At 38.5% G+C, this 26,770-nt stretch carries 29 protein-coding genes; 25 read left to right on the forward strand and 4 right to left on the reverse strand.

From position 1 onward, the window contains the following. Positions 1 to 94: 94 nt before the first annotated feature. From PMAN_RS18165 to PMAN_RS18240, 16 genes are all read left to right on the forward strand, one after another. A complete protein-coding gene (locus PMAN_RS18165; protein WP_198434417.1) occupies positions 95 to 532 on the forward strand; it encodes a hypothetical protein in 438 nt (145 codons plus the stop codon). Between the two features lie 102 nt (positions 533 to 634). Then, a complete protein-coding gene (locus tag PMAN_RS18170; protein WP_010556290.1) occupies positions 635 to 1,282 on the forward strand; it encodes a hypothetical protein in 648 nt (215 codons plus the stop codon). 120 nt (positions 1,283 to 1,402) lie between these two features. Then, positions 1,403 to 1,711 (forward strand): hypothetical protein, encoded by a 309-nt coding sequence (locus PMAN_RS18175; RefSeq protein WP_010556289.1) that lies wholly within the window; start codon positions 1,403 to 1,405, stop codon positions 1,709 to 1,711. Positions 1,712 to 1,823: 112 nt separating this feature from the next. After that, on the forward strand, positions 1,824 to 2,168 hold the full coding sequence (locus PMAN_RS18180; protein ID WP_010556288.1) for an energy transducer TonB: 345 nt from the start codon (positions 1,824 to 1,826) through the stop codon (positions 2,166 to 2,168). Between the two features lie 125 nt (positions 2,169 to 2,293). After that, on the forward strand, positions 2,294 to 2,842 hold the full coding sequence (locus PMAN_RS18185; RefSeq protein ID WP_010556287.1) for a hypothetical protein: 549 nt from the start codon (positions 2,294 to 2,296) through the stop codon (positions 2,840 to 2,842). A 114-nt stretch (positions 2,843 to 2,956) separates the two neighbouring features. Further along, positions 2,957 to 3,319, forward strand: a complete 363-nt coding sequence (locus PMAN_RS18190; protein WP_010556286.1) for a hypothetical protein — start codon at positions 2,957 to 2,959, stop codon at positions 3,317 to 3,319. Positions 3,320 to 3,436: 117 nt separating this feature from the next. Beyond that, positions 3,437 to 3,994, forward strand: a complete 558-nt coding sequence (locus PMAN_RS18195) for a hypothetical protein (protein ID WP_010556285.1) — start codon at positions 3,437 to 3,439, stop codon at positions 3,992 to 3,994. 109 nt (positions 3,995 to 4,103) lie between these two features. Next, positions 4,104 to 4,376 (forward strand): hypothetical protein, encoded by a 273-nt coding sequence (locus tag PMAN_RS18200; protein ID WP_010556284.1) that lies wholly within the window; start codon positions 4,104 to 4,106, stop codon positions 4,374 to 4,376. An 89-nt stretch (positions 4,377 to 4,465) separates the two neighbouring features. Next, the gene (locus PMAN_RS18205) at positions 4,466 to 4,714 is read left to right on the forward strand and encodes a hypothetical protein (RefSeq protein ID WP_010556283.1); all 249 of its coding nucleotides are present in this window, start codon (positions 4,466 to 4,468) and stop codon (positions 4,712 to 4,714) included. A 193-nt stretch (positions 4,715 to 4,907) separates the two neighbouring features. Next, positions 4,908 to 5,330, forward strand: a complete 423-nt coding sequence (locus tag PMAN_RS18210) for a DUF4174 domain-containing protein (RefSeq protein WP_010556282.1) — start codon at positions 4,908 to 4,910, stop codon at positions 5,328 to 5,330. A 121-nt stretch (positions 5,331 to 5,451) separates the two neighbouring features. After that, positions 5,452 to 6,408, forward strand: coding sequence for a protein kinase family protein (locus tag PMAN_RS18215; RefSeq protein WP_010556281.1), 957 nt, complete (start codon positions 5,452 to 5,454; stop codon positions 6,406 to 6,408). A gap of 142 nt (positions 6,409 to 6,550) precedes the next feature. Then, a complete protein-coding gene (gene upp / locus PMAN_RS18220) occupies positions 6,551 to 7,180 on the forward strand; it encodes a uracil phosphoribosyltransferase (RefSeq protein ID WP_006791732.1) in 630 nt (209 codons plus the stop codon). 138 nt (positions 7,181 to 7,318) lie between these two features. Continuing rightward, the gene (locus PMAN_RS18225) at positions 7,319 to 8,557 is read left to right on the forward strand and encodes a uracil-xanthine permease family protein (RefSeq protein WP_010556280.1); all 1,239 of its coding nucleotides are present in this window, start codon (positions 7,319 to 7,321) and stop codon (positions 8,555 to 8,557) included. A 144-nt stretch (positions 8,558 to 8,701) separates the two neighbouring features. Beyond that, positions 8,702 to 10,447 (forward strand): HAD-IIB family hydrolase, encoded by a 1,746-nt coding sequence (locus PMAN_RS18230; protein ID WP_010556279.1) that lies wholly within the window; start codon positions 8,702 to 8,704, stop codon positions 10,445 to 10,447. Continuing rightward, complete coding sequence (locus PMAN_RS18235; protein ID WP_006791735.1) at positions 10,440 to 11,660, forward strand: glycosyltransferase family protein; 1,221 nt, start codon at positions 10,440 to 10,442, stop codon at positions 11,658 to 11,660. Before PMAN_RS18230 ends, PMAN_RS18235 begins: the two co-directional genes overlap by 8 nt. Positions 11,661 to 11,699: 39 nt before the next feature. Then, entirely contained in the window at positions 11,700 to 13,478 is a 1,779-nt protein-coding gene (locus PMAN_RS18240) for a sugar phosphorylase (protein WP_010556278.1), read from the forward strand. A gap of 45 nt (positions 13,479 to 13,523) precedes the next feature. On the opposite strand, the gene PMAN_RS18245 is transcribed toward PMAN_RS18240, so the two are convergent. Then, positions 13,524 to 16,367: a TonB-dependent receptor domain-containing protein gene (locus PMAN_RS18245; protein WP_010556277.1), complete on the reverse strand. Its 2,844-nt coding sequence runs from the start codon at positions 16,365 to 16,367 to the stop codon at positions 13,524 to 13,526. Positions 16,368 to 17,060: 693 nt separating this feature from the next. Between PMAN_RS18245 and PMAN_RS18250 the strand changes: the two genes are divergently transcribed. From PMAN_RS18250 to PMAN_RS18270, 5 genes are all read left to right on the forward strand, one after another. Beyond that, a complete protein-coding gene (locus PMAN_RS18250; RefSeq protein ID WP_008127943.1) occupies positions 17,061 to 17,450 on the forward strand; it encodes a cytochrome b562 in 390 nt (129 codons plus the stop codon). A 9-nt stretch (positions 17,451 to 17,459) separates the two neighbouring features. Then, entirely contained in the window at positions 17,460 to 17,846 is a 387-nt protein-coding gene (locus PMAN_RS18255) for an OsmC family protein (protein ID WP_008127939.1), read from the forward strand. Positions 17,847 to 18,159: 313 nt separating this feature from the next. Continuing rightward, positions 18,160 to 18,426, forward strand: coding sequence for a hypothetical protein (locus tag PMAN_RS18260; protein WP_006791740.1), 267 nt, complete (start codon positions 18,160 to 18,162; stop codon positions 18,424 to 18,426). Positions 18,427 to 18,579: 153 nt separating this feature from the next. Next, positions 18,580 to 19,389: an alpha/beta fold hydrolase gene (locus tag PMAN_RS18265; RefSeq protein ID WP_010556275.1), complete on the forward strand. Its 810-nt coding sequence runs from the start codon at positions 18,580 to 18,582 to the stop codon at positions 19,387 to 19,389. 2 nt (positions 19,390 to 19,391) lie between these two features. Further along, positions 19,392 to 20,312, forward strand: a complete 921-nt coding sequence (locus PMAN_RS18270) for a diguanylate cyclase (RefSeq protein WP_010556274.1) — start codon at positions 19,392 to 19,394, stop codon at positions 20,310 to 20,312. Here the strand turns inward: PMAN_RS18270 and PMAN_RS18275 are convergent. After that, the gene (locus PMAN_RS18275) at positions 20,309 to 21,346 is read right to left on the reverse strand and encodes a metal-dependent hydrolase (protein ID WP_010556273.1); all 1,038 of its coding nucleotides are present in this window, start codon (positions 21,344 to 21,346) and stop codon (positions 20,309 to 20,311) included. The genes PMAN_RS18270 and PMAN_RS18275 overlap by 4 nt on opposite strands. Positions 21,347 to 21,404: 58 nt before the next feature. Next, positions 21,405 to 22,292 (reverse strand): LysR family transcriptional regulator, encoded by an 888-nt coding sequence (locus tag PMAN_RS18280; RefSeq protein WP_008127930.1) that lies wholly within the window; start codon positions 22,290 to 22,292, stop codon positions 21,405 to 21,407. A gap of 114 nt (positions 22,293 to 22,406) precedes the next feature. Between PMAN_RS18280 and PMAN_RS18285 the strand changes: the two genes are divergently transcribed. The 3 genes from PMAN_RS18285 to PMAN_RS18295 all read left to right on the forward strand — a co-directional run bounded on the left by PMAN_RS18285 (position 22,407) and on the right by PMAN_RS18295 (position 24,891). Beyond that, on the forward strand, positions 22,407 to 23,579 hold the full coding sequence (locus PMAN_RS18285; protein WP_006791745.1) for an MFS transporter: 1,173 nt from the start codon (positions 22,407 to 22,409) through the stop codon (positions 23,577 to 23,579). Between the two features lie 145 nt (positions 23,580 to 23,724). Continuing rightward, the gene (dkgB, locus tag PMAN_RS18290; protein WP_010556272.1) at positions 23,725 to 24,540 is read left to right on the forward strand and encodes a 2,5-didehydrogluconate reductase DkgB; all 816 of its coding nucleotides are present in this window, start codon (positions 23,725 to 23,727) and stop codon (positions 24,538 to 24,540) included. Between the two features lie 63 nt (positions 24,541 to 24,603). Continuing rightward, positions 24,604 to 24,891, forward strand: a complete 288-nt coding sequence (locus PMAN_RS18295; protein ID WP_010556271.1) for a putative quinol monooxygenase — start codon at positions 24,604 to 24,606, stop codon at positions 24,889 to 24,891. A 97-nt stretch (positions 24,892 to 24,988) separates the two neighbouring features. Here the strand turns inward: PMAN_RS18295 and PMAN_RS18300 are convergent, their stop codons facing one another. Next, positions 24,989 to 25,642 (reverse strand): DUF6058 family natural product biosynthesis protein, encoded by a 654-nt coding sequence (locus PMAN_RS18300; protein ID WP_010556270.1) that lies wholly within the window; start codon positions 25,640 to 25,642, stop codon positions 24,989 to 24,991. A gap of 172 nt (positions 25,643 to 25,814) precedes the next feature. Between PMAN_RS18300 and dapA the strand changes: the two genes are divergently transcribed. Next, positions 25,815 to 26,732, forward strand: coding sequence for a 4-hydroxy-tetrahydrodipicolinate synthase (gene dapA / locus PMAN_RS18305; RefSeq protein WP_010556269.1), 918 nt, complete (start codon positions 25,815 to 25,817; stop codon positions 26,730 to 26,732). Positions 26,733 to 26,770 lie beyond the last annotated feature (38 nt).

Here is a 26,770-nt window from a genome sequence, read left to right on the forward strand (position 1 = left end):
AGCTCGCATCGGAAATTAACAATGGGTTATTGTCGCTGCGCTCAATAAGTTTAACCCATTGTTAATTTGCCGCTTAGGCGAGCGTTAGGTGCCAATGAAGATCGTATTACTAACTTTGCTTCTGCTTTTTTCATTTAGAGTCTCTGCTGTGGAACCTTGTGAACCAGTCCCAGATGGCAAGCAAAGACGAGATGGTGTTTGTTCATATGAAGATGCTGCATTTAGAGCTCGTCAGGTTTTTAGCTACATATTATCTTTAAAAAAATACTGTGATAGCGCAACCCAAGAAGAAATAAATGAGTGGTACTTAAGTAACAAACAGCTCATCGATAAAGCAGTTATCATCAGCAAGCAGCCATTAGAAGAAATAGTAAAAAATACAGACGCGGCATTATGGCAATCTGAGAGCAGCATCAGAGTTAAAGAGTCTTGCTCATATGCTAAACGTAAAATACATAATACATCACCTTCGCTATTTGGTGGTCGAGTAGGTGAGTATTTGGATTCTTACGCACCTAACAAAGCAAATTAAAAAGTACGGACAAAAAACAGTTGGCTTTGTTCGTGCCTCTCAAATTATAGCCAACTATTTTTTGCCGTTTATTTGCGGCGTTAGGCTTACCAAGGAGTGTGCGTGAAATTTCGTATTATAGGTGCAATATTAATTAGTGTTATTTCATTTGGTTGTTTCGCTACAGCTCAAATCCCCGATGCTATCGAAATTAATGATGTTAAATACCGTTTAAACACAAATCCATTAGAAAAATATCTGGCAGAGATCAAATGGGAAAAGCCAGAAAGTGCTTCCATTTCATCTGCAAATTGGAGAGGTTATCTAGCAGCTTGGAAAGTCGAGGCAGGAAATTTACTTTTAACAGATATGACAATTAGTGTTCACTCTGAAACTAAAAAGCACAGTTACTCTGATGTAAGTATTTTGGAGGATGTTTTCCCAGATAAAAAAGAGATTGTTGCTGTTTGGTACAGTGGAGCCTTAATAGTACCTCATGGTGAAATGACCAACTATGTTCATATGGGTTACGGCTCAAGCTACGAAAATTACATTGTTTTACGAATAAACAAAGGAATTGTTATTGAGCACCTTGATTTGGTGGCAACTGAATTCGAAAAATATAAAGGTAGAAAGTTTCAAACATTTAAGGAAACTAAAGAATTTCAAGAAGAGCTGGAAAATCTAATGAATGGTGAATACGACTGGACAGAAGAACAAGCACTAGATTTTATGCAAAGTTTTAATGCAGAATATTATTTATCTTTGTAAAAGTAAGCCTAACAAGGGTTTTCAAGGCGGACTCGTAACAGCTTGCTCGGTTCCACTTCGTTTCACATTTTAGCAAGCTATTACTCGCCGTTTAAAACGGCGTTATATTTGTAGGGAAGCATGGCACATAATCACACTTTTTCAGATGAAGACTGGCCTTTTGATTGCGATATAAATACTTGTGCGGTCACAACCAAATTTGTTTATGATCGAAGTAAACCTATCGTGCAGGTACTTCACTACGATGATGGTGAATGGCAATTTATGTGTAACACTACTGATGATCCCGATGATGGTATGGTTATTTGTATGGGTTGTTTCGTTCAAAAATTTCCAGAAATTACTGAGTTGGCCACTTTGCCTTTAGGTTTTGACGCATATCGAGAAGATGTAAATCAACCTTGGGAAATAGAAAAGCTAGAAGAGTAGCGTAATACAAATATAACAAGTCATTAAAGCAGGACAAAAAACAGTTGGTTTTTGCTCGTGCCTCGCTATTTTAACCAACTATTTTTTGTCTCTTAATGAGGCGTTATAAGCCATGATGATCGAATTAGTTTTAGCCTCAACTTTAGTGTCATTTGTTAATACCGAAATGTATGAGGTAGATTCGTGCATAGGTGAAAAATTTGCGTTAATTGAAGCTGAAAACCCTCAGTGGCCGATACATTCCGAAAGGTTCATAGGTGTCGGTTACGTTGACTTTATGGTAATAGTGAATAGCGAAGGCAAGGTTGTAGAACACCAAATTAGTCGTTCTCAGCCAAGAAGAGTTTTTGATAGGCAATCACTTCGTGCATTAAAGAAATGGAAATTTAATCCATCAAAGCATGCAGAACGATGCTTTGATGTAACTTTTAAATACGATTCGGAAAAATTTGAGTAAATGGCTTATAACAAGAGCCTTAAGGCTCGCAAGCTCGCATCGGACAATTAACAATGGGTTATTGTCGCTGCGCTCAATAATTTTAACCCATTATTAATAGCCGCTTATGCGGGCGTTAGGTGCCAATGAAGTCTGAGCCACTGTTTAACATAAAAGAATTTTTTCATCTTGCATTTTTGCTCATCGCATTTGTGTTGATGCTATTCATTTTCGATTTTTCCAGTGATACTCAAAGGGCCCAATCATTACTTATTGCTGGATTTATTGGAGCCATATATTACTTTCAAACTAACCAACTAAACATGCAATACTGGTCTTTTGGCGACGAGAAAAAAGAAACTAATTATGAAATAGTTGGCCCATTCGGGATGGTTTTTTTTGTATGCTGGTTAGCGATAATCGACTATAAAACTCCAGAAGTAGTGTCCAAATACACTGGCTTCATTATTTTAATAACAATACTGAATGCAATGGCTGTGAACGGAGAGCTCACAAAAAGGGCAGAAACGCGCTTTGTATCTGATGAGAAGCTAATGGCATTCAAAGTAGCAGTTTGGGTTCTTTTCGGCCTGCTTTATATGGCTGCAACACGCTATTTCTTTACACAAGGTAGATGGGCTTGGGATATACCCAGTGTTCTCAATCTATTCGAGTTAGCTTTTGGATTGCATTGATGACACCTAACAAAAATATTAAGTCACTCACTTCGTTCGTTGGGACGCATACACGTGGGCTGCTTCGCATTATAGCCCATGTGTATGCGCCCCTTATTTAAAAGTTATGTACCTATGAAATTTAAATTAGCATTGGTGATAATCTTTATAGCTTTGACTGCGTTAGTCTGGCAACCAGCGAAGACTTTTCTTCTCCAAGATTCGTGTTTAGACAATGGAGGGAAGTGGGCATCAAATGGTAACTTTTGTATTTATCAAAATTGCGCTGAAACTAGTTCTTGCAAACCAAGCTTTAGAAATAACTCAATTTGCGAAGAGTTAAAGTTAGGTATATCTCAAAACGAATTGTATTTTCATTTAGGTATGCCTGAATCTAGCTCAGATAATAATTTTATATTTACAGGTGGTGGCGGAGAAAATGCAATTCAAGCAACCATAAAGTCTGGTAATTTTGTTAAATTACAATGCGGTACATAACAAGAAAATTAAGCGGGACTGCTAATAGTTGGCTCGGTTTCGCTTCGCTTCACATTTTAGCCAACTTGTTAATCAGCCCCTTATTTGGGCGTTATACGCTACTCAAGGTTCGAGTTTATGAAGCAGGTTTCGAATATAATCTTAGCCATTATTATTGTGATAACTAGCCTTAATATGATCGATTTCCCGTGGGAACTTCGATTCACGGATGTTAAAAACAATTATCTTTTCGTTATGGTGTTATCGATTCTTTTACCTTTTTCTGCTTTGTTATGGTCTTTATTCAGAGACTCAAAACCTAGCAAAGTGGCTGGTATTATTCTTTCTTTGTGTTTGTCCGCCCCTTGCTACATTGTATTTATATTTGCAAATTCAGATTACGCTGACATAAAAAATGAAGGCATAGATTATTCTTTCGAGGAAATAAATAGATTACGAGTTAACGATAATAGCTATGTGCTCTACAGAACTAATGGAGGAGCTACAACTTCATTCGGGTTAGTTTTGCGTTTAGAGAAAAAAGTCGCTTTTGGGTTAAATGTAGTTAATGTTATATACAGTAAATATAAAGCCTCAGAGAGCACATTAGAATCAATAGGTAGTCAGCAAATAAAGATGCAGATTCAACCTTATGATAAACATGGTAAAGTAGAAGTTGTAGTGTTGAATATTTAGCGTATAACAAGCGCTTTAAACGGAAAATACAGTTGGCTGTGTTTCGTACCTCAACAATATTAGCCAACAATATTTTGCCTGTTAACAGGGCGTTAGGTGTTTCTCGAGTATGGGTGGTGCATTAGTATTAATTTTAGTAATTCAATTATTGCTCTTAGCATATTCAATGTTCATTGCTGGTGGTAAAGGTGCATTCTATAAAGTTCAGTCAGGTTTTATTTTAACCGTATCTTTACTTTTAACTATTGCAATTATTTTTACATATCCTAGCTCGTATGTTTTCTACTTAATTCAATTAGTTGTCTTTGCAATCACGGCATTAATTCTTTATAAATACTATGGTGTAAAAAACACCGAACAAGGGTTTTCAAGTCGGACTTGAAAAAGCTTGCTTGGTTCTACTTCGTTTCACATTTTAGCAAGTTATTACTCGCCGCTTTAAACGGCGTTAGGAACAACTAGAGGTTAGAGATGAAATTAACATTCGTATATGTAATTCTAGCTCTTACGTTTGGTATTTTATCCGTCGTGAGTGTTCCAAGAAGTGGATGTTATGGCGCAGTATGCAGTGACTTTCAATCTGTTGGTGTTATTACATTCATATTTTTTGGTTTGGCTTTATTGTTTTCTAATTTAAGCCTGTTGCGTTTATTAAAAAAAGTTAAACTCAACCAGTTGCATAAATATGATAGTAAAGACCTAAATAACTTTGACGGATAAGTTGTACCTAAAAAGTGACTATGGGAAAGATTAACAAGACACCCATTCTAAATTTTGCACTCTAAGCGGGTTAAAACAACAATGTCGCCCACGCAAATATTTTACAGCAATAAACGCTAAAAAATAAAATAAGCAAAACCGCAAAGCCAAATAGAACGTATTTTACTTATACACTCTATTTTTAGGCTATGTTATGAGATATCTCAAATACCTTTTCTTACTCGTATTCAGCGTGTTTTCGAATGCCAGTGAAAGTATTCCATTGAATGACTTATCCAGTTTACGATGGGAAAATCGCCTGATTATATTAAATAAACCTACAGATACTGAGCACGCATTAAGCCTAATGAAAAACAGTTCAGAAGGGATTAATGAGCGACACATAGTTTGGTTTATTTTGAAAGAAAGTGAGGCTTTAACTAACTATTCTGGTCGGTTATCCGAGTCGTTCATGTTAAATGTTAGGCAGCAATATCAACTAAAAAACAATACCGTTACTTTAGTAGGAAAAGATGGGGGCATTAAATATCAAGGAAGCACTGTTGATGTTAAAGCACTTTTTTCGATCATAGATGCCATGTATATGCGACAGCGAGAAGTACAACTAAAAAATTAAAAATGGGTGCCATTTAAAAATAAAAGCTGTGGGCTTGTTAAAGCATTGGGTTTAATTAAGTACTTTCACTAATAATACCGTCTAATGCTAAACTACAAAAAATTAATTACTTAATACAGCTATGGCATTTTACCTTCCTTTATTACAGCCTCACTTTAAACACATTGAAATAGGTGCAACACTTACTTCGCTTTGGAGCGGGTGTGGCAGTATTATTGAATGCAGGCTTGATAATGTGCCTTGTGTTATAAAGGCGATTAGAATACCCAGTCACATAAACCATCCAAAAATTAAGCAAAGCGAATTTGCATTAAAAAGAAAGCAGCAGTCTTATAATGTTGAATATAACTTTTATAAGCATTACAGCCAGCATTTACCTAAAACAGCAAACAGTATTGAATGTGTGAGTGCTATTAATTGTGGCGATGAGTATGCGCTGGTGTTTAAAAATTTTACTCAGTTTGGGTTTACGCAAGCCAGCTCGTTGCATATAAAGCCAATATTAAAGTGGCTTGCTCACTTTCATGCGTTTAATTTAAATAAGCAACATGATGATTTGTGGGAGCAAGGGTGTTATTGGCATTTAAATACCCGGCCAGATGAATTTAACGCGCTTGTATCAAACCCTGATAACCAGTTAGATATAAAAGTGGCAGCTAAAAAATTAGCTTATCAGTTAGAACACGCTAAGTATAAAACGTTACTACATGGCGATGCTAAAGTGGCCAATTTTGCCGTTAATTCAAATAATGAAATACGTGGTTACGACTTTCAGTACACAGGCGCTGGCGTTGGTATAGTGGATGTTATGTATTTTATGACGAGCTGCTATAGCTGTGAAGAATTACATGCTCATGCAACAAGCGAACTTACCTATTATTTTTATGAGTTAGAACATGCGCTAACTCAGTATCAACCTAATATACCTGCTCAAGCGGTAACAAAGGAATGGAAAGCGTTGTGGCCTGCTTCGTGGGCTGATTTTTATCGCTTTTTAGCCGGCTGGAGCCCGGAGCATTACAAAATAAATAGTTATATGCATGACCAAGTTGTGAGTTGGTTTGAAACCAACAGCTGAACTTTTACAATTGTGTTGTGCATAAATATCAAACAAACACATATATTTGCGCACAATGTATGAGAATTGGTTTAAAACTACAGGTCAAATGATCATTTTTAATATAAAATATCGCTAATTATTGTCTAAGTAGGTTTTCATCATGGCTATTCACGTTATTACTCATCCACTTGTTCAACATAAATTAGGTTTAATGCGCGCTTTTGGCATTAGCACTAAAAGTTTTCGAGAGCTGTGCTCAGAAGTCGGCACATTATTAACGTACGAAGCAACGAAAAATATTCCCCTTGAAGACAATGAAATAACCAGTTGGGATGGCAACAAACTTAACGTACAGCATATTAAAGGTAAAAAAATTACAGTGGTGCCTATCTTACGTGCAGGTTTAGGTATGATGGATGGTGTTATGCAGTTGTTGCCTGCGGCTAAAGTGAGCGTAGTTGGCCTTCAACGCAACGAAGAAACGCTTGAGCCAATTCCTTATTTTGAGAAGTTGGTTGGTAACATTGAACAACGTCTTAGCTTAGTTATCGACCCTATGCTTGCAACAGGTGGCTCGATGATTGCCACAATAGACATGTTAAAAAAAGCGGGCTGTAAAGAAATCAAAGTTATAGTGTTAGTTGCAGCCCCTGAAGGGGTAGAAAAAACGTTAGCAGCTCACCCTGATGTAGAAATATTTACCGCAGCGGTAGACAGCCACTTAAACGAGAAAGGATATATAGTGCCTGGTTTAGGTGATGCGGGTGATAAAATATTTGGTACGGTGTAGTCGTCATTAATTAGCGTTAATTGTGTTTCGCGTTATGGGCAATGCAATCATTAAAGAGGCTTTCTGAGGAAGGCCTTTTTCGTGTTTGTTTATTACTTTATAACTGCAAAAAGCAATGTTTAAATTTAGGAGTGTGTAGTGAAAAGTAACGCAACGTTTTCAATTAAAACAATTTTAACCGGCGCACAAATGCTATTTGTTGCATTTGGTGCATTGGTATTGGTGCCGTTATTAACGGGGCTCGATCCTAGTGTGGCGCTATTTACTGCAGGTGTTGGCACATTACTATTTCAATTAGTGACTAAAGGGCAGGTACCAATATTTTTAGCCTCTTCGTTTGCGTTTATAGCTCCCATTATTGCAGGAGTACAAATGTGGGGCGTACCCGCTACGATGGGCGGATTAATGGCCGCTGGCGTTGCTTATATGTTGTTAGGTTTGTTAGTTAAATTTAAAGGTGTGGCGACTCTTCATAAAATTTTACCACCGGTTGTTGTTGGCCCCGTTATTATGGTGATAGGTTTAGCGCTTGCGCCTGTTGCAGTTAACATGGCAATGGGTAAAACAGGTGATGGCAGTGTTCAGCTTATTGATTACAACAGTGCTATTTTAATTTCCATGTTTTCACTTGTGGTAACGCTTATTTTTGCCGTGTGGGGTAAAGGAGTATTTAAGTTAATTCCTATATTGGCAGGCGTAATATCGGGCTATGGTTTATCGCTTGCGTTGGGGGTAGTGCAGTTTGATGCGGTAAGTAATGCACACTGGTTTGCTATTCCAAACTTTACACTGCCAGAGTTTAAATGGCAGGCTATTTTGTTTATGGTGCCTGTGGCCATTGCGCCAGCTATTGAGCATATAGGCGATATGATGGCTATAAGCCAAGTGACTAAAAAAGACTTTTTAAAAAAGCCAGGTCTGCACCGTACTTTGTTTGGTGATGGATTAGCAACATCTGCGGCGTCGTTATTTGGAGGCCCGCCAAACACGACGTATTCAGAGGTGACTGGCGCGGTAATGTTAACTAAAAACTTTAATCCAAAAGTAATGATGTGGACCGCTATTATTGCTATTGCTCTGGCGTTTATTGCAAAAATGGGGGCTGGGTTACAAACCATACCGGTGCCTGTGATGGGCGGTATTATGATTTTATTATTTGGTTCGATTGCGGTCGTTGGACTCAATACGTTGGTTAAGTCGGGTGATGATTTAACAGCGCCTCGTAACTTAAGTATTGTTGCCCTTATTTTAGTGTGTGGTATTGGCGGAATGCACATAGGCAGCAGTCAATTTAGTTTAGAGGGCGTTAGCTTGTGTGCCGTTTTAGGTATAGTGCTTAATTTAGTACTCCCCAAAGTAGAGCAACCCGCTGCTTAACTTTGAACATTAGTTAAAATATTTGCACCAATTTGGCGCGTTTTAAACGCGCCTTTTTTATAACCTATTAAAAAGGTTATAAAAATAATGTTGGTCTAGTCCCTGCATTTAGTACTCTGAACACTATGTATTTAAGGAGTTACTATGTCAGAGGCCAATATTGTGGATATAACCCCGTTTTTAGCAAAGCATCAACTGCCTTTAAAGTATCAATATTTAAGTGAGCAGTACTTTGTACCTCTTGCGCATGACATTCTCGAATCAAAAAAATCATCAACTCCTCTTTTTGTTGGCATTAATGGTTGCCAAGGCTCCGGCAAAACAACCCTTGCAGACTTTTTAGTCACGTGGTTTAGCAACAATACGTCGTTAAATACGGTCGCTTTATCAATCGACGATTTTTATCTAGGTAAAGAAAGCCGTAAGCAACTAGCTCAAGACGTACATCCTTTATTTGTAACACGTGGCGTACCCGGTACACACGATACCGACCTGATGAATAAAACAATTACTCAGTTATTAGCTGGCGAGGTGGGCGTAGCATTACCGCGTTTTAACAAACACCAAGACGACTGCGTTGCAGAGCAAGATTGGGTTAAAAATTTAGCGCCTGTTGATATTGTGTTTTTAGAAGGGTGGTGTGTAGGAAGCGAGCCACAGCCGCTATTTTCACTAAGCGAACCTCTGAATGAATTAGAACAATTAAGTGATAAAGAAGGTGTGTGGCGTCGTTGTATAAATAGCTGCTTAGCAAACGAATATAAATCTATTTTTAATAAAATAGATTATAAAATTATGCTCAAAGCGCCTAGCTTTTCAGATGTTTTTACGTGGCGAAAAGAGCAAGAACAAAAGCTAATAGCTAAAAGTGGTGTTGGTACAGGCACGATGACAGACGAGCAGTTAGTTTATTTTATTTCTCATTTTGAGCGTATAACGCGTGAAAACTTAAATACATTGAGTCGCAAAGCAAACGCACTCATTGAGCTTGATAGCAATCGAGACATAGTAAGCATGCACTTAACAAGTGATGATACCTTACAGCCTATTATTTTTACTGACTTAGACGGTACTTTACTCGACCATACAGATTACAACACAAGCAATGTAAGCGAGCTACTTCAGCAGTTACAAAGCGCACACATTCCTGTGGTATTTAATACCAGCAAAACATTTTGCGAAGTGGTTGAAATAAAAAACGAGTTGAACATTCAGCAACCTTTTATTGTTGAAAATGGCGCAGCAGTATTTATACCGCAAAACTATTTTGAGCTTAAGCCAATAGGCTGTAAAGAAGTGGCAGGTTATTGGTGTCACGCCTTAGCGTCTCCGCTATCAAGCTTGTTAAGTGATTTAGACTCATTAGATGCACAATACAAAGCACACTATAAATTATTTAGTGAGTTAAGCAGCGAGCAAATAAGCGAGCTTACCGGATTAAATAATGCGCAAGCTAGGCGCGCTCAAACACGCGATTACTCCGATCCTTTGTACTGGTATGGCAGTGATGAATTACTCGATACCTTTGTAAATGACGTAACAGCACTTGGCTACGAAATAAAGATAGGTGGCCGATTTATTCATATTGCTAAAAATACCGACAAAAGCGCTGCGCAGCAGTGGTTAGTTAAACAATTTACCCAACATTTTAGAAAGCCTCTCACAGTAATAGCCCTAGGTGATAGTGACAACGATAAGCAGATGTTAGAACACGCTGATATCGCCATCATCATCAATAACCCAAGCAGTAAAAAGCCAGTTAAATTATCGCATAACAAGGCACGTTATTCTCAATCGCCCGCGCCGCAGGGCTGGGTTGAAGAAATAACAACATTGCCAAGCATTAGCAGCATTTTAAATACTATTGAGGAGCAAAAATCACATGGCTGATTTTTATCAAAATGGCATTATCACGACTTTACATAATATTGCAGATAGACCGATTGAAGCACTAGAAGAAGAGCTAATAAGCTTTAGTAAACAACGCCCTATGGGGCTAATTCTCCCTTCTTTATTTAGTGAGTTAGAAGGTCCGGCACTACAAAATATAATAAAAGAGTTAAGAGAAGTGCCGTACTTGTCGCAAATAACAATTGGCTTAGATAGAGCCGATGAGCAGCAATACCGCCATGCACTTGGTTTTTTTAAAGAGTTAAACCAAAATCACAAAGTGTTGTGGAACGACGGCCCACGTTTGCAAGCACTTGATAAAGAGCTTCAAGAATTAGGCGTTGCACCAAGAGAGCTGGGTAAAGGGCGTAACGTTTGGTATTGCATGGGTTATAAGCTTGCAACCGCCGAGGTTGAGTCTATAGCGCTTCATGACTGCGATATTTTAACCTATGACAGAAGCTTACTTGCACGTCTTATTTATCCGGTTGCACACCCTCGTTTTAACTACGAGTTTTGTAAAGGATTTTACCCGCGTACAGCCAACGGCAAAATTAATGGCCGTGTATCGCGTTTATTAGTCACACCTTTGTTGCGCTCATTTAAAACCATTTTAGGTAATACAGACTACCTTGAATATATGGATTCGTTTAGGTACCCATTAGCGGGTGAGTTTTCGTTTAGGCGCGACGTATTAAACGATATTCGTATTCCAAGTGACTGGGGGCTTGAAATAGGCGTATTGAGTGAAATGTATCGAAACTATTCGCATAACCGTTTATGCCAAGTAGATATTGCCGATAACTACGATCACAAACATCAAGCGTTGTCGCTTGACGATCAAAGTGCCGGTTTGTCTAAAATGTCGATTGATATTACCAAGGCATTATTTAGAAAACTCGCTACCCAAGGGGTGACATTTACTAGCGAAACTATTCGTTCATTAAAAGCAACGTACTACCGAATTGGCTTAGATTTTATTGAAACCTACCACAATGATGCATTAATGAACGGACTAACACTGGATGTTCACCAAGAAGAAAAAGCCGTAGAAATGTTTGCACAAAACATTATGGAAGCAGGCCAACACTTTTTAGATAACCCAATGGAAGCGCCATTTGTGCCAAGTTGGAACCGGGTGGTATCGGCTATGCCTGATGTATTTGAACGTTTAAAAGAGGCGGTAGAGCTCGATAACGAAGAATACAGTTAAGTTATAAAATAAATATAAAAACGGTTAAAGGAGTCGCGTGTGAGTACAGTGAATGAATTATTTTTACAGCGAGTAGAGCAGCACCTACACATTATTTACCAAGATGTTGAGCTGCCTATATCTATAGCAGAGTTTGCACAGCAACTCATTAAAATTATTTTAGGTGACAGTCCACTTCGCGACCCAACTCCACACACTAACCGATGGGATGAGCAAGATATTGTACTGATTGCTTATGGTGATTCGATTATAAAGCACGACGACACTGAGTTTGCGGTAGCAAACCCAATCGAAGCCCCACTAAAAACCTTACATCGATTTATAAAAGAGCAGTGCGATATGCAAATTAACGCCCTGCATATTTTACCTTTTTACCCGTATAGCTCTGATGAGGGGTTTGCGGTGATGAACTACGTGCAAGTCAACGAGTCGTTAGGTGATTGGGAAGACATAAAACGGATTGCGAAAGATGTAAAGCTAATGGCTGATTTAGTTATTAACCATTGCTCTAGCCGAAGTGTTTGGTTTGAAAACTTTTTAAATGATTTACACCCTGGCAAAGATTACTTTAAAACTGCAAGCTTAAGCGATGATTTAAGCCAAGTTGTTCGTCCGCGCACATCGTCTTTACTCAATACAGTAACAACTCCCAGTGGTGAAAAGCATGTATGGTGTACGTTTAGCCATGATCAAGTTGACTTTGATTTTGCAAACCCGGAGGTTTTGAAAGAGTTTGTAGGCATTATTCGTCATTATTTAGATAACGGTGTGAGGCTTTTTAGGCTCGATGCAGTGGCGTTTTTGTGGAAACAACTTAATACAAGTTGTATTAACCTGCCACAAACCCACGAAGCCGTTAGGCTAATGCGCACGCTTATTGAGCATGTTGAGCCAAGTGTGGTGATCATCACTGAGACAAACATACCAAACCAAGAAAACCTGTCGTATTTTGGTAATGCCAATGAAGCGCATGCTATTTATAACTTTGCTTTACCTCCGTTACTACTGCATACCTTATTAAGTGGTGATAGTTCGGCACTCAAGCATTGGATGATGAGCATGCCACCTGCGCAAAACGGTACCGCATACTTTAATTTTATTGCGTCTCATGATGGTATAGGGCTTCGTCCAATTGAGGGATTATTGCAGCCAACTGAAGTGGCGTCGCTGGTCAGTACAACCATGCAATTTGGTGGTCGCGTTTCAATGCGAACCAGTAATGATGGCACCCATACACCGTATGAGTTAAATATTGCGTTATTTGATGCAATGCAAGGAACACATAATGGGCCTGACAAATTTGGTTTTGAGCGTTTTATGTGCGCGCATGCCATTATGTTCGCGCTTGAGGGGATACCTGGCTTATATATTCATAGTTTACTTGCCACAACTAATGATTATGAGCGTTTTGAAAACTCGCAACACAACAGGGCAATTAATCGCCATCGTTGGCAAGAATCAAAACTGTTAGCCGCAATTGGCGAAAAATACAGCCATCATCACAAAGTGTTCACTTCAATTAAAAACTTATTAGGTGTGCGTAAAAAACAACGTGCATTCCATCCTAATGCCACTCAGTTTACGTTACATCTTTCTGGTGGATTATTTGGCTTTTGGCGCCAGAGTATAGACCGCAGACAAAGTATTTTTTGTGTATTTAATATTAGCGATAAACCGCAAACACTTTTATTGGCTGACTTAAATTTAATTAATACTCAGCAGTGGTTTGACTTAGTGTCAGGAAAAACAATAGAGGAAGGGCAGTTAACGATTGAACTTGAACCGTATCAATGTGTTTGGCTAAGTAATATAAAATAACAAATAGGCCGGGCACGCGTTGCCTGGCCTATTATTCACTTTAAATTAAAGCTTGTAAGAAAAGCTTACATAACCAAAGCGGCCAATGTTATCGTAGCTTGCGCTACCGGCGCCTGTACCGCGTGTACCGTATGGTAGTTCACGGTTAAATAGGTTATCTACACCTACTTTAACGCCAACACCGCTATCGAAGCTGTAACCTACAGTCATATCGGTAATAAAGTATTTACCGTAGCTCATGTTGCTATTAGGGTTTGAGTTTTGAGCAAGTTCAACATTTGTATAAAGGTCTACTTCGTCAATAAAGCGTGTTTCAACAGTGCTGAAAAAGCGGTCAATTGAGTAGCTTACAGATAGATTTGCTTGCCATTTAGCTTCCCCAGAAGTACCTGCTGCTTCAATAAAGTTGCTTGGATCATCTTGGAAAGGGTAGTCTTTTCGTTCAATTAAGTAAGTACCAATTAAACGTGTTTTAAAGCTACCTTCTAGGGCTTCAAAATCGTAGCCTAGTTCGAAATCAACACCGGATGCTTTTTGACCCGCCACGTTTAATACAGAGTTTTGGATTAACGAAATTTCGCTGTTTGCATCGCGCGTAATTAAATTACAGTACTGGTTGTTGATGCCAGTAGTGCTGTCTACACAGCGGTCAAGAATATCTTGCGCGCTGATTGTATCAATGGCATCTTCAAGTTCAATTTCCCAGTAATCGATAGTTAATACTGCGTTGTCAATAAACTCTGGTTGGTAAACAATACCTACCGTTGTACTTGTTGACTCTTCACCTTTTACGTCACGGTTACCGCTTGTTAAGCCATTTAAAGACGCTGAATCGTAGTCTGAGTTAAAATCGTTTGCTACACCTAATGCGGCACAGTTAGCGCGGCGGGTCGTGCTGTTTGACAAGTCATTTAGGTTTTCAGCACGACATGGATCGTCAACACTGTAGAAAGTTTGGCTAGGTGCGCCAAATACTTCACCAATATTAGGTGCTCTAAGGGCAGCAGATTGCGTTACACGCACGCGTAGCTCGTCGTTTACTGTCCAATCAAGGCCTAGTTTCCAGCTAGTTGCTTCGCCAATCGTACTGTAATCGGCATGGCGTACCGCGGTATCAAACACTAAGTCTTGAATAAGCGGTAAATCAGTTAAGATAGGCATTGAAGCTTCAAAAAACACTTCACGCACGTTAAACGAGCCTTTATCTTCGCCTAGTGCGTTAAAAAATGTACCTTCTGCGTTATCTGGCTCGTTTGTTTCGCTTTCTTCTTTACGATACTCTGCGCCAAAAGCAATACCTACATAACCGGCTGGTAGCTCAAAAATAGCGCCGTTTGCAAGCGAGGCAGATACAACAGTTTGCTCAATGGTCGAGTCGCCAATAGACACTGTGTTTATGTAATCAATGGCTTGTTGGCTTGGTGCGCCAAAGCCCATAATATTAACAGGTACACAGCCATCAGCTTGCGCCTCTGCGCTACGACAGACAATATTACCGTTTGCATCTTCAACGGCATCTAGCGCGTTAAAGTAGTTTGCTAAAATCATGTTAGCGCCATTTTCGCGCTCTAATTCTGTTTTACCGTATACGATTGATGTATCTAGTTCCCAATCTTCAAATACAGTGCCTTGTAAGCCTGTAACAAAACGGGTTGTTTCACGGGTGTTGTTTTCAACGCGGCGGCCCAAGTCAGTCATCATGCGGTTAACCATGATTGACTCAACACCTTCTTCTTCCATACGCGCTTTAATGCTTGGGTCTAGGTATGGGTTATCTAGCTTAATGCTGTTGTCGCTGTCAAAAAAGAAAAACGCAGGTTGGCCTATGCTTTCGCCTTGGCTATTTACATATTTAGCGTCGAAGTAAGCATTTAAATCATCAGTCACATCGTAGTTAACTTTAAAGTTTACGTTGTAACGTTCAAACTCAGGTTGAATTTCTTCAAACTGACCTAGGTTAAAAAAGTCACAGTTGGCACATGAAAGGCCGTCAACATTGTCACCAATGTATAAATCGCGAGCGGTACTATCAGGGTTGAAGCTATTTGTGTAACCATTTTCTAATGCATAAACACCTGCGTTGTTGATCGCGTAGTAACCTGCGTTAGGTGTTAGTATTTTGTCTGGAAAGTCTGCGCTGTCTTTGTTTTCATCGGTTTGCGCCTGATTACGTAGGCTTCTGAACGATGTGCTTGTCCATGGGTGGTCTAGGGCATTTAACGACTCTTGTGAAGAATACTCTACTGCAAAAGCTGCATTACCACGATCATCATTAAAGTTTGAACCGTATGAAAAAGTCGCTTTTTTGTTGTTATAGCTATTTAGGTCGGCAAAGCCACGGGTTAGGCTTACATCTAAACCTTCAATATTATCTTTTAAAATAAAGTTAACCACACCCGTTACGGCGTCAGCACCATATACAGCAGAGGCGCCACCAGTAATAATTTCAACACGTTCAATCCATACGCTTGGAATTGTATTAGTGTCAACTGATTGAGAGCCCGCAGAGCTTGATACGTGACGTTTACCGTTTACAAGTACAAGTGTGCGGTCTGTTCCCATATTACGTAAATCAAGGATGTTTAAACCTGCAGTACCTATAAAACGACCAGAGTTAGCCATTGAATAAGTGCTACCCAGTGCAGGAAGGTTATTTAATGCTTCACCAATATTAACAGCGCCACTATTTACAAGTTGATCGCCACTAATTACGGTTACGGGTGCCGGTGCAATTGCGCCTTCACGTAATATGCGTGAGCCTGTTACTTCAACGCGTTCTATTTTTTTTGCTACTTGCTCATCTTGAGCTAATACTGTGCTACTCGCTGTTGCAGCAGCGGTTAGTAGTGCACATTTAATGCTGTTGGAAATTAAAGAATAATGTTTCATGAGTTCCCTAATGGGTGTTTGTTATGAAAAAATGCTTAACAAAATTGGCATAGTTAAATAGCAACATTGTCATCACATTTGGCTAAAGAACTAACGATTATTACACGCTCGTAAATAAGATTAAACCCTCTGAAAGCCTCTATATTGTTGTATTAAGGTTTGAAATTAATTTTATTTATAGTGTTTTAAGTTGTTACTTTTGTTTAAATTATGATGACAATAAGATGGGGTTTTTCTTGGTTGTTTACCTTTTTTGGTCGCGTTGTTTACATTGAGTTATTAATATTAAAATTGGCGCGGTATTTTTGATCTATTTGCTGTTTATTTGACTCGTCAAAATGATAGTTAAATTGCAGATGTAATTAACAGGTGTGTTTGTTAATTGTGCTATTAAGTTACTTAAATGTATATTTTTGCTGATTTAGCGAGCGGGGCGTTCAATGGTGTTATTAAAATAAATGTTTAAATTGAGTAAATTTCATCATCTTTATTAAATGTGTCGTTATTCATTTGTTGATCTAGATATATTCAATGTTAGTAAGATAGGTAGTTATTTGATTTTAACTTAATGATGACTATTACCAATAATAAGTTGTAAACCCCCTTTACAGCATATAAAGAGTGATTGCTGATTCGTTACTTTATTCTGTTTACTTGATACAATTTGTATTATCAGTTTTTTTTGGGCTTTTCATGAAATACACTTACCTCATTATTGTCATTTTATTTAGCTCGCTCAGTTATGCTAGCGAGACTATTGATCTAGAATTAAACATGAAAAACACAGGGCTTGCTTATAAAAAAGCGGTACAAGCTAGCCAGTTAACAGAGTTTAATACCGCAATTGATGAATTTATTAAGCTGGTGGAAGTAAGCAAAACGGCAAAGTTTTACAAGAAGCCCGAACAGTCGGTTAAGGGGCTTGATAAAGTGCTTACACAAGCAAGGCTTGCAAAAAAAGCGGCTAATCAGCAAGGGCTTACTGCTGCTAAAGTACCGCTTAAACGCATTGATGATTTACGAAAAAAATATCATAAACTACATGAGCCACCAGGCTTTTTTGAATTATTGTTTGGAAAGTAAGGAATAGTTATGGAAATTTCGGTTTCATTATTAGAAGGCCAAAAGCAAAGTGCTAAATTTGGTGATTTGGAAGTCATTAGCGATCAGAGTATTTCGGCTGGTGGTGGTGCAGAGCACCCAGAACCATTTGACTACTTTTTAGTGAGTATGGTTTTGTGTGCAGGGTTTTATGCGCGAAAATTTTGTGAGCAACGTGACATTTCTACAGAAGGTATGACACTTACACAAAACAACGAAAATGTAGATGAAAATGGTAAAAAGTTATTTTCAATCGAAATCAATTTGCCAGATGGTTTTCCTCAAAAGTATAAAAAAGCATTAATTGCGGCAGTAAATACATGTACTGTTAAAAAAGTAATTCAAGCTGTGCCTGAGTTTTCTGTTGTTGTAAAATAAATTCACCAATATGTAGGTAACTTTAACGAGTTACCTCTTTCATTTTAATACCCTTGCCTTGCCGCTCACCCTAAAATACGACGTTTTTAGATAGCTATAAACACAACAATTACGAGTTGTAATTTGGTGTGTTTTTTATTGGTTTTTCAATATGCGATGCTTTTATAAGCACTCTTGGTGGCTATTTAAACAAATAAATCAAAAAGTAATCACTTAGTTCAAAAATACTGGCTATTCATGTTTAGGCTGTTATAACTATAAACACAACAATAAAAATAGTTAAACATATTTACAGTAGATACTGAGGTATTTTATGAGCGACGCAATACAACAAGAACAAATAGATCAAGGGGTAATGGAGACCTTAAGAGAGCGCGACCATAGTGCCTTAGCACAGCAAGTTAACCATCTTGGCTGCGATAATAACGACATTATTGAGCTACTAGCTCATTATATGGCGTTGAGCGAGCAAGAAAATGATGAATTATTTGATGACTGGTACGATAATCTATCAAAAGACCAACATACTGTTTTAAAAGTATTTGAGGTATATAGAGGCCAATACGAACATCAAAATTAAATCTTTATTTAATTAATAGCTTGTATTGGTTGTGTACTAAGATTAATTGATAAAGATTATACGGCGGTTAATTTGAGTAAGAGTTAATACAAGTTAGCTTTTAACATTTTGTCGATAACATTACTTATATTACAGATAAGGGCGTGCTTTAAAGTGCTAAATTCAGAATCGATAAAAGCGAGAAACAATGTAAAGGTAATTGGTAGCGGCTCTAAAACATTGCTATTTGGACATGGATTTGGATGTGACCAAAACATGTGGCGTTTTTTAACTCCTTATTTAGAAAAGCAGTTTAAAATTGTACTGTTTGATTATGTGGGTTCAGGTAATTCAGACATATCTCAATACAACAAACAACGATACAAAAAACTAGAAGGTTATGCCTTAGATGTAATAGAGGTGTGCACAGAGTTAAATATATCGGATGTCGTATTTGTTGGCCATTCGGTAAGTGGAATGATAGGCGCGCTTGCGGCAGTTGAAAGGCCCGATTTAATTAGTAAATTAATTATGGTGTGTCCTTCTCCTTGCTTCTTAAATTTCCCGCCAGATTACCAAGGCGGGTTCGACAAAGAAGACCTGCAAGAATTGTTAAGCTTAATGGATAAAAATTATATTGGTTGGGCTGACTATTTAGCACCACTGGTTATAGGTAATACTAACTCAGCTGAGTTGATTGGCGAGCTTTCAGGTAGTTTTTGTTCAACTGATCCTGTCATAGCCAAAAATTTTGCAGAGGCGACCTTTTTTTCTGACTATCGTTTTTTACTCACAAAAATTATACAACCTACACTCATTTTACAAAGCGAAGATGATGCACTCGCTGATATTTCTGTTGGCCAGTACATTGAAAAGGAAATACAATCGAGTTCACTCATTGTTATAAGTGCACAAGGGCATTGCTTGCAAATGACTCACCCAGAGATTGTAAGTCAATCTATTATTGATTACGTAAAGCAATAAGCGTGAAATCCATTAAAACAGAAAACAAAAAAGCATCTTACTCAGCTGACTGTTTTCTCAGTGGTGCCTTGATCACAGATTCTAAAAATACGATTATTTATGTAAATAGCTATTTTGAGGAGCATCTTTATTGGAAAAGTGATGAACTAGTGGGTCAAAATATAAATAAAATTTTGACCAAATCATCAAGAATATTTTTTCAAAGTTATCTTATTCCTACCTTGCTTCACGAAAAAACATCCGAAGAAATGCAGCTAATTATTTTTAATGGACAAGGGATAAAAACCCCCATGACCATTAATGCTCAAATAAATGAAGAGGGGACGGTGTTTTGGAGCCTATTCAATTCATCAAAGCAGGATCAACTTTATGATGAGCTAATAAAAACACGAGAAAAACTAGAAGAGCAGGCTGAAGAGTTAAAGTCATTAGCTTCTACTGACGAGCTAACTAATTTGTTAAACAGAAGAGAAATGAATTACCGCAGTACATTACTGTTAGAACAATCGTTAAGATCAAAGCAGTCTGTAGCCTTGCTTGTTATAGATATAGATAATTTTAAATTAATTAATGATACTTTTGGCCACTTAGAAGGCGATCGTGTTTTAAAAGAGCTTGGGCAAGCACTAAAAAGTTTTGGACGACAAACCGATTTAATTTCCCGCTATGGTGGTGAAGAATTTTTAATCATGCTACCAGACACAGATAAAAAAGGCGCCTTACTATTTTGTAATAGATTGCATGCCATTATTGCGGACATATTAGTCGATAATAAGCCTGTGACTGTGAGTATAGGTATGACCATAAGTAATACAATAAACACATTTATAGATTTATTTACACAAGCAGACAACGCTGTTTACCAAGCAAAATCGCTTGGTAAAAATAGAACTCAGCTGTTTGGGGACGATAACACTATTTAATGATTAGTATCGTTGTTGCATGTATTGTTGAGGAGTGAATTGCTGGGTTGCCAAATTCTATCCCATATTTTATCCATATCATTGAAGCTTGGACGTTGACTTATTTTGTCAAAATTACTGGCTGTGACTCCCTCTGAATTTATTTCACCTACTTGAAAATTAAACACATACTGACATTCCATTCCCATGCGCAAGTCTGACAAAATCACTTTGTTTTGCTGCTCTCTTACTGAATAGAACCCTTTTGTAAACCATTGCAAGCGTTTTACACCCCATTCATTTTTAATGTTATTTAATAGCGAGGGATTTGTAGGATATGCACTAAGTGTTACCTCGTCGGGTTCATCAAATACAGAGGCATAGCCTTCATAGTAATGATCGTCAGACATAACAACGACTCGCCAAAGCAAGGTAGTAAGTGGGGCTGGTGTGCTTATATACTTCTCATACGTAATGTTTTTGTTGTTTAGCGCCGTTTTTACTTTGTCATCAATCATGACTTTCAATGCAAAAGACGTACATAAATAAAGTGAGCTTAATCCAAGCGCAATACTATTAATTTTGTAGGCGGTGTTTGATGATACTTTAGGAAGTAACGTACACACGACTCCAAGCAATAATGGAAGTGTATAAAGGGGATCAATTATAAACATATTTGATAACGCAAAAGGGTGCTCAGTAAACGGCCACATTAATTGGGTGCCATATACGGTAAAACTATCTAGCAATGCGTGGGTTGATAAGCACAAAAACACTAACCAAAACCATCTCACTTTGTAAGTTTGCATGCCAGAGTGTAATTTTAATATAAGCCACACGATAAATGGGCTTATTAATAAATGGATAAAGAAGGAATGGCTAAAACCGCGATGATAAGTAAATGACTCTACAGGGCCGCCATAAGGTAAAAAAACATCTAAGTCGGGCAAGGTGCCAAGCGCTGCACCCCAAAATACCGCTTTACGACCAATTTTATTGCCTAGCACGGCGTAGCCTACAGCACTACCCAAAGCAACCTGTGTTAACGAGTCCATATCAATCCTTTATTAATTATAAGTCTGTTTATACTGATTAAAAGCGTAAAAAGGCCACTCATAATGCAAGCTTTGGTTTTATAAAATCTAAAAATGCAACAATGCGAGACGACACCGCACTGTTTTTGTAATAAACGGCTTGTATATCTTCTCGGTGGTTTGGTGTTTTAATACTATTTGGTAAAACATTGACTAACCTACCAGCTTTTAAATCGTTTCCAATCATAAAATGCGAGAGTAAAGCAATGCCTTGGTTTGCTATACATAGTTGTCTAATTGTTTCGCCGCTGCTTGCTGTGATTTCAAACGAAAGCTTTGAGGGTATGTTAAGAGGCCAGTTATTGAGCGCGGGTGAGTCGGTAAAGCCGATAAGTTTATGTTGGCCCAAATCGCTTGCTTGAGTAAGTTCAGGTGCGTTTTTCAAATACTCAGGGCTTGCGACCAAATGCAATTTACTGGCCCCCAACTTTTTTGCATACAGGTTTGAATCTTTTAAATCACCAATACGTATGGCTAGGTCAGTTTTATGCTCTAGTAAATCAATAATGCTGTCGTGAGAGGTAATATCAAGCGTAATGTGGGGGTACTGCATATTAAACTCAGCAATCAAAGGTACCAATTGATGCAGTACAAAAGGGCTTGCTGCATCAATACGTAACTTTCCACTGGGCGACTGTTTTAACAGTTTGATTGCCTCTTCGCCGGTTTGTAAGGTGTTTAAGCCATCACGAGCATATTTAATAAAGGTATGGCCCTCTTCGGTTAGCTCTAATCGGCGAGTGGTTCTGTTTAGTAACGTACATTGTAGCGTATTTTCAAGACGAGACACGGCACGCGACACTTTTGCTACTTGCTGATTAAGCAAATTCGCGGCTGCTGAAAAACTCCCGCTATCTACTACCGTTAAAAACATTTCTAAGTCTTCGGTTTTTGCATGCTGAGCCATATTTTAGCACCTTACTTTTGCATTTATTACAAAAGTATTTTGTCACTAATGCTATTTTTTGCAAACACATTTTTAGTCAAACTGTAAGTCTTAACTAATAATGAGGATTTAATTATGCCATTGGCTTTGTGGGCGCTCACCTTAAGCGCATTTGCAATAGGAACAACCGAGTTTGTAATAGTGGGATTAGTGCCTACTATTGCAAACGATTTAGGCGTAAGCCTACCTTCAGCGGGTTTGCTAGTGAGTTTATATGCGGTAGGTGTGGCTATTGGTGCACCTGTACTTACTGCACTCACCGGGAAATGGAATCGTAAAATTGTACTTATAAGCTTAATGGGCTTATTTGTGCTGGGGAACTTATTAGCATGGCAAGCGCCAAGTTATGAAACATTAATACTTGCGCGTATTTTAACAGGCTTAGCCCATGGGGTGTTTTTCTCAATTGGTTCTATGATTGCCACAAGCTTAGTAAGCAAAGATAAAGAGGCCAGCGCTATTGCAATTATGTTTACGGGACTCACGGTTGCGCTTGTAACAGGAGTGCCATTAGGAACGTGGATTGGTCAGCATTTTGGCTGGCGTGCAACATTTTTAGTGGTATCAGTGTTGGGCTTAATAGCTTTGGTAGGAAGTGCTATTTTGGTACCCAAAAACTTGAAGCAGTCTATCCCTGCAACCTTTAAAGAACAGCTTCAGGTTATTGTTAAACCGCGCTTATTACTCGTATATTTAATGACTATTTTAGGCTATGGCGGCACGTTTACAGCATTTACTTATTTAGCGCCGATTCTAGAGCAGGAAACTGGCTTTGCACCCTCAGCTATTGGTTTAATTATGCTGGTTTATGGTGCATCTGTAGCGGTAGGCAATATTTGGGGTGGAAAACTTGCGGATAAACGCGGCCCAATAAGTGCACTCAGTATTATATTTAGTGCTCTTAGCATTATTTTATTGGCACTTACATTTACTATGGATAATAAAGTAGCTGCCGTACTTACAATTTTAGTTTGGGGCGCCTTTGCGTTTGGTAACGTGCCAGGCTTACAGCTTTACGTTGTAAAACAAGCACAAAAACATACACCTAATGCTGTGGATGTTGCATCTGGATTAAATATAGCCGCTTTTAATATTGGTATTGCACTTGGCTCAATCATTGGTGGAAGCGTAGTGGAAAGTATGACTCTGCGAGACACAGCATGGATAGGCGCCGTTATTTCTGCATTAGCACTTATAGCGACTCGTTACAGTGGCTTGCTCGATAAGCGTGAAATTCAGCGAGCATAAAGTGTAAACTTTGTATCATTAAACCCTTGAAACGCATTTTTATAACCTCATAGCTACTGTGAGGTTATTTTTTGAGAAAGTAAAAGGTGTATTTTTTAACGCTATTCAATAGCTGTATTTTAAACCAACGTATAAGGATAGATTCATGACACAACGTGTAATTGAAATGCCGGATTTAGGTGTTGGAACATTTCGTTTAGAAGGCGATACTGCATATAACTCGGTAAAAATGGCATTAGATGTCGGGTTTCGCCATATAGACACAGCGCAAATTTATGGTAACGAAGAGCAAGTAGGCCAAGCCATTAAAGACAGCAACATTCCTCGCAGCGAAATATTTTTAACGACCAAAGTGTGGAATAACAAACTTAATAAAACTGATTTTATTGCAAGCGTAGAAAAGTCTTTAGAAAAGCTGCAAGTAGACTCTGTTGATTTATTGCTTATTCATTGGCCTGCGCCATCAAACGATGAGCCCATGAGTGAGTACCTAACTGAGCTTTTAAAAGCTAAGCAGCTTGGTTTAACAAAACATATTGGCGTGTCTAATTTCACTATTGCAAACTTAAACGAAGCAATGCAAACGCTAGACTCACGTGAAATATTTACTAACCAAATTGAGGTACATCCGTACTTAACCAATACAAAATTACGTGCGTTTTGCGCTCAGCACGGTATACACGTAACGGCTTATATGCCGTTTGTGGTCGGTAAAGTACTAAAAGATGAAACGATTCTTGATATAGCGAATAAGCATAACGCTTCACCTGCGCAGATTGTAATTGCTTGGGAAAACGCAAATGATATGACTACTATTCCATCGTCAACCAAGCGTAAAAACTTGGAAGATAACTTTAACGACCATGTTAAGTTAGACGATGAAGACATTGCCCGTATTGATGCACTTGATTGTGGCGACCGCCAAGCAACGCCTGATTTTGCGCCGCAGTGGGATCAGTAATAAAATACGCAACACGATATTAGGTGTAGCAAAGCTGCACCCTTATTTTTAAAAGGACTCCGTATGTTAACGGTAATTGCCACAATCGCGAGCAAAAATATTGACGCAGAGGTTGTATTAACCGCGCTCGAAAATCTACAAAAGTACTCACGCCAAGAAGTAGGCTGTCTACGTTATGAGCTATCGGTAAAAAGTGATGCGCAGCAAACGACTTATTTGGTGACTGAGCAGTGGGCATCAGATGAGCATTTTGAATCGCACAAAAACGAGCCACATTTTAAAGCTTTTGGAACACAAGTTACCGGGCTTCTAACAAGCAGTAATATTGACGTTTACAACACCATTGGCTAGTAAAAATAGTAGTAAAATACAGTGGCGACGTAAACTACATCGCCATTTGCGTTACTCTGTATTTTAAACCCCAAGCTTGTATAAATCTCAGCCGTATTTATTTAATCGATAAATCGTACTTTAAAATAAGTGCGTCTATGTAACGGGCACGCAATGTGTGTTGTTTTTCGTGATCAGCCCCGTGCCCTAATGCTTTATTAAGCAGTTTCATCGCGGGGTGAAGTTGCGTACGCTCTTGTTGGTTTAAACTTCCTTTAGTGCGCAATTCAGTAATATCGTCTACCAGCAAGCGGCCTATATCCACACATACTATTTCGTCAATTAACCCGTTTTGTGTCAGTACACCGTATTTGCTGCATAAAAACTGTTGCCACACTTGCTGTAAATGCTCGTCTATTTCGCAGCCAAATAATTCTTCATTAAAATTAAAGCCTTGCTGAGCAAGTTTACTCAGGCTTGCTGTGTACTGCTGCGCAAAGTAATTAAAGGCATTGCTTGAGGATTCAATTTTTTGTTTTATTAGCCCTTGCCCCCAATTTACACAACCTCGCGGGTAATAATCATCGTACTCTTCACATTCATACAAACCAGAATACGAGCTGCAACTTAACTTGCTTTTTATACAATAACTTGGTTTAGGAAAAATACTTTGCTGCTGCCATGTATCTAGTTGCTCGGCGTCAATATTTAAAGCATGGCAAAGCTCATCGGTAGTATAAAAATGAGTGGCTAAGTAGTCAGATAAACGCATAAAGGCTCGCTTAAAGTTAAAAACACAAACACTGTTTAAATGTACAGTATTTGTATTTTGTATTATCAAACTAAATAACACAAGCCATTTTACGTTTATTATTAGCTTAGACCTGCAAAAATGCGTGTAAGTATGTTACAAATAGCGCAAGTTTTATAAATAATGAATTTTTATGCGCACCCTAGAACAAATTAAACAAGCAAGCTTAATTACTGCTATTAAAACCCCGTATTTAGCTAATGGTGAAATAGATTTAGTCAAGTATGATGAACTCGTCGAAATACAAATTGCCGCGGGTGTAGATGGCATTGTGGTTGGTGGTACAACCGGCGAAGGTCAGTTAATGAACTGGGAAGAGCATTTAATGCTTATTGCGCACAGTGCAAACAAGTATGGCAATCAGTTACTAATTGTTGGTAATACAGGCAGTAATAATACACGCGAGGCAATAAAAGCCACTAAATATGGCTTTGCAAGTGGAATGCATGCAGCGCTGCAAATTAATCCATATTATGGCCGTACGTCTATTGCGGGTGTAAAAGAGCACTTTAAACGCGTGCTCGATATAGGCCCTGCGTTTATTTACAACGTAGCAGGGCGCACAGGGCAAGATTTAACACCTGATATTATTGAGCCATTAGCAAAACACCCTAACTTAATTGGTGTAAAAGAATGCGGTGGTAACGAGCGAATTGCACATTACGAGCAGCAAGGTATTGCGTGCTGGTCTGGTAACGATGACGAAGCGCACGACGCACGCCATGTACACAAAGCCCACGGTGTTATATCGGTGACATCTAATCTTATTCCTAGGTTGTTTCGCCAGCTAATGGATACTAAAAATGATGCGTTAAATAGCTCTTTACAACCTTTAATGAACTGGTTGTTTTGCGAGCCAAACCCGATTGCAATAAACACGGCATTGATGATGACGGGCGCGGTAAACCCCGTATTTAGATTGCCGTATTTGCCACTGAGCGATGAGCAACAACAAATAGGGTTGCCACTCATTAATCAGTTAAATGAAGCCGATGTAGTAGGTGGCAAGGCGCGTTTACTTAACAGCGATGAAGTATTAACTCTTTCTTAATTAAGATTTAAGCCAAAAGTGAAGCGTAAATGATTTCA

It is taken from the genome of Pseudoalteromonas marina (genome assembly GCF_000238335.3).
GTDB lineage: Bacteria > Pseudomonadota > Gammaproteobacteria > Enterobacterales > Alteromonadaceae > Pseudoalteromonas > Pseudoalteromonas marina.

Excerpts from the sequence above, each read along its gene's own strand:
- PMAN_RS18165 (WP_198434417.1), top strand. The coding sequence starts at position 95 with ATGAAGATCGTATTACTAACTTTGCTTCTGCTTTTTTCATTTAGAGTC.
- PMAN_RS18175 (WP_010556289.1), top strand. The coding sequence starts at position 1,403 with ATGGCACATAATCACACTTTTTCAGATGAAGACTGGCCTTTTGATTGC.
- PMAN_RS18180 (WP_010556288.1), top strand. The coding sequence starts at position 1,824 with ATGATGATCGAATTAGTTTTAGCCTCAACTTTAGTGTCATTTGTTAAT.
- PMAN_RS18185 (WP_010556287.1), top strand. The coding sequence starts at position 2,294 with ATGAAGTCTGAGCCACTGTTTAACATAAAAGAATTTTTTCATCTTGCA.
- PMAN_RS18190 (WP_010556286.1), top strand. The coding sequence starts at position 2,957 with ATGAAATTTAAATTAGCATTGGTGATAATCTTTATAGCTTTGACTGCG.
- PMAN_RS18195 (WP_010556285.1), top strand. The coding sequence starts at position 3,437 with ATGAAGCAGGTTTCGAATATAATCTTAGCCATTATTATTGTGATAACT.
- PMAN_RS18200 (WP_010556284.1), top strand. The coding sequence starts at position 4,104 with ATGGGTGGTGCATTAGTATTAATTTTAGTAATTCAATTATTGCTCTTA.
- PMAN_RS18205 (WP_010556283.1), top strand. The coding sequence starts at position 4,466 with ATGAAATTAACATTCGTATATGTAATTCTAGCTCTTACGTTTGGTATT.
- PMAN_RS18210 (WP_010556282.1), top strand. The coding sequence starts at position 4,908 with ATGAGATATCTCAAATACCTTTTCTTACTCGTATTCAGCGTGTTTTCG.
- PMAN_RS18215 (WP_010556281.1), top strand. The coding sequence starts at position 5,452 with ATGGCATTTTACCTTCCTTTATTACAGCCTCACTTTAAACACATTGAA.
- upp (WP_006791732.1), top strand. The coding sequence starts at position 6,551 with ATGGCTATTCACGTTATTACTCATCCACTTGTTCAACATAAATTAGGT.
- PMAN_RS18230 (WP_010556279.1), top strand. The coding sequence starts at position 8,702 with ATGTCAGAGGCCAATATTGTGGATATAACCCCGTTTTTAGCAAAGCAT.
- PMAN_RS18235 (WP_006791735.1), top strand. The coding sequence starts at position 10,440 with ATGGCTGATTTTTATCAAAATGGCATTATCACGACTTTACATAATATT.
- PMAN_RS18245 (WP_010556277.1), bottom strand. The coding sequence starts at position 16,367 with ATGAAACATTATTCTTTAATTTCCAACAGCATTAAATGTGCACTACTA.
- PMAN_RS18250 (WP_008127943.1), top strand. The coding sequence starts at position 17,061 with ATGAAATACACTTACCTCATTATTGTCATTTTATTTAGCTCGCTCAGT.
- PMAN_RS18255 (WP_008127939.1), top strand. The coding sequence starts at position 17,460 with ATGGAAATTTCGGTTTCATTATTAGAAGGCCAAAAGCAAAGTGCTAAA.
- PMAN_RS18260 (WP_006791740.1), top strand. The coding sequence starts at position 18,160 with ATGAGCGACGCAATACAACAAGAACAAATAGATCAAGGGGTAATGGAG.
- PMAN_RS18275 (WP_010556273.1), bottom strand. The coding sequence starts at position 21,346 with ATGGACTCGTTAACACAGGTTGCTTTGGGTAGTGCTGTAGGCTACGCC.
- PMAN_RS18280 (WP_008127930.1), bottom strand. The coding sequence starts at position 22,292 with ATGGCTCAGCATGCAAAAACCGAAGACTTAGAAATGTTTTTAACGGTA.
- PMAN_RS18285 (WP_006791745.1), top strand. The coding sequence starts at position 22,407 with ATGCCATTGGCTTTGTGGGCGCTCACCTTAAGCGCATTTGCAATAGGA.
- dkgB (WP_010556272.1), top strand. The coding sequence starts at position 23,725 with ATGACACAACGTGTAATTGAAATGCCGGATTTAGGTGTTGGAACATTT.
- PMAN_RS18295 (WP_010556271.1), top strand. The coding sequence starts at position 24,604 with ATGTTAACGGTAATTGCCACAATCGCGAGCAAAAATATTGACGCAGAG.
- PMAN_RS18300 (WP_010556270.1), bottom strand. The coding sequence starts at position 25,642 with ATGCGTTTATCTGACTACTTAGCCACTCATTTTTATACTACCGATGAG.
- dapA (WP_010556269.1), top strand. The coding sequence starts at position 25,815 with ATGCGCACCCTAGAACAAATTAAACAAGCAAGCTTAATTACTGCTATT.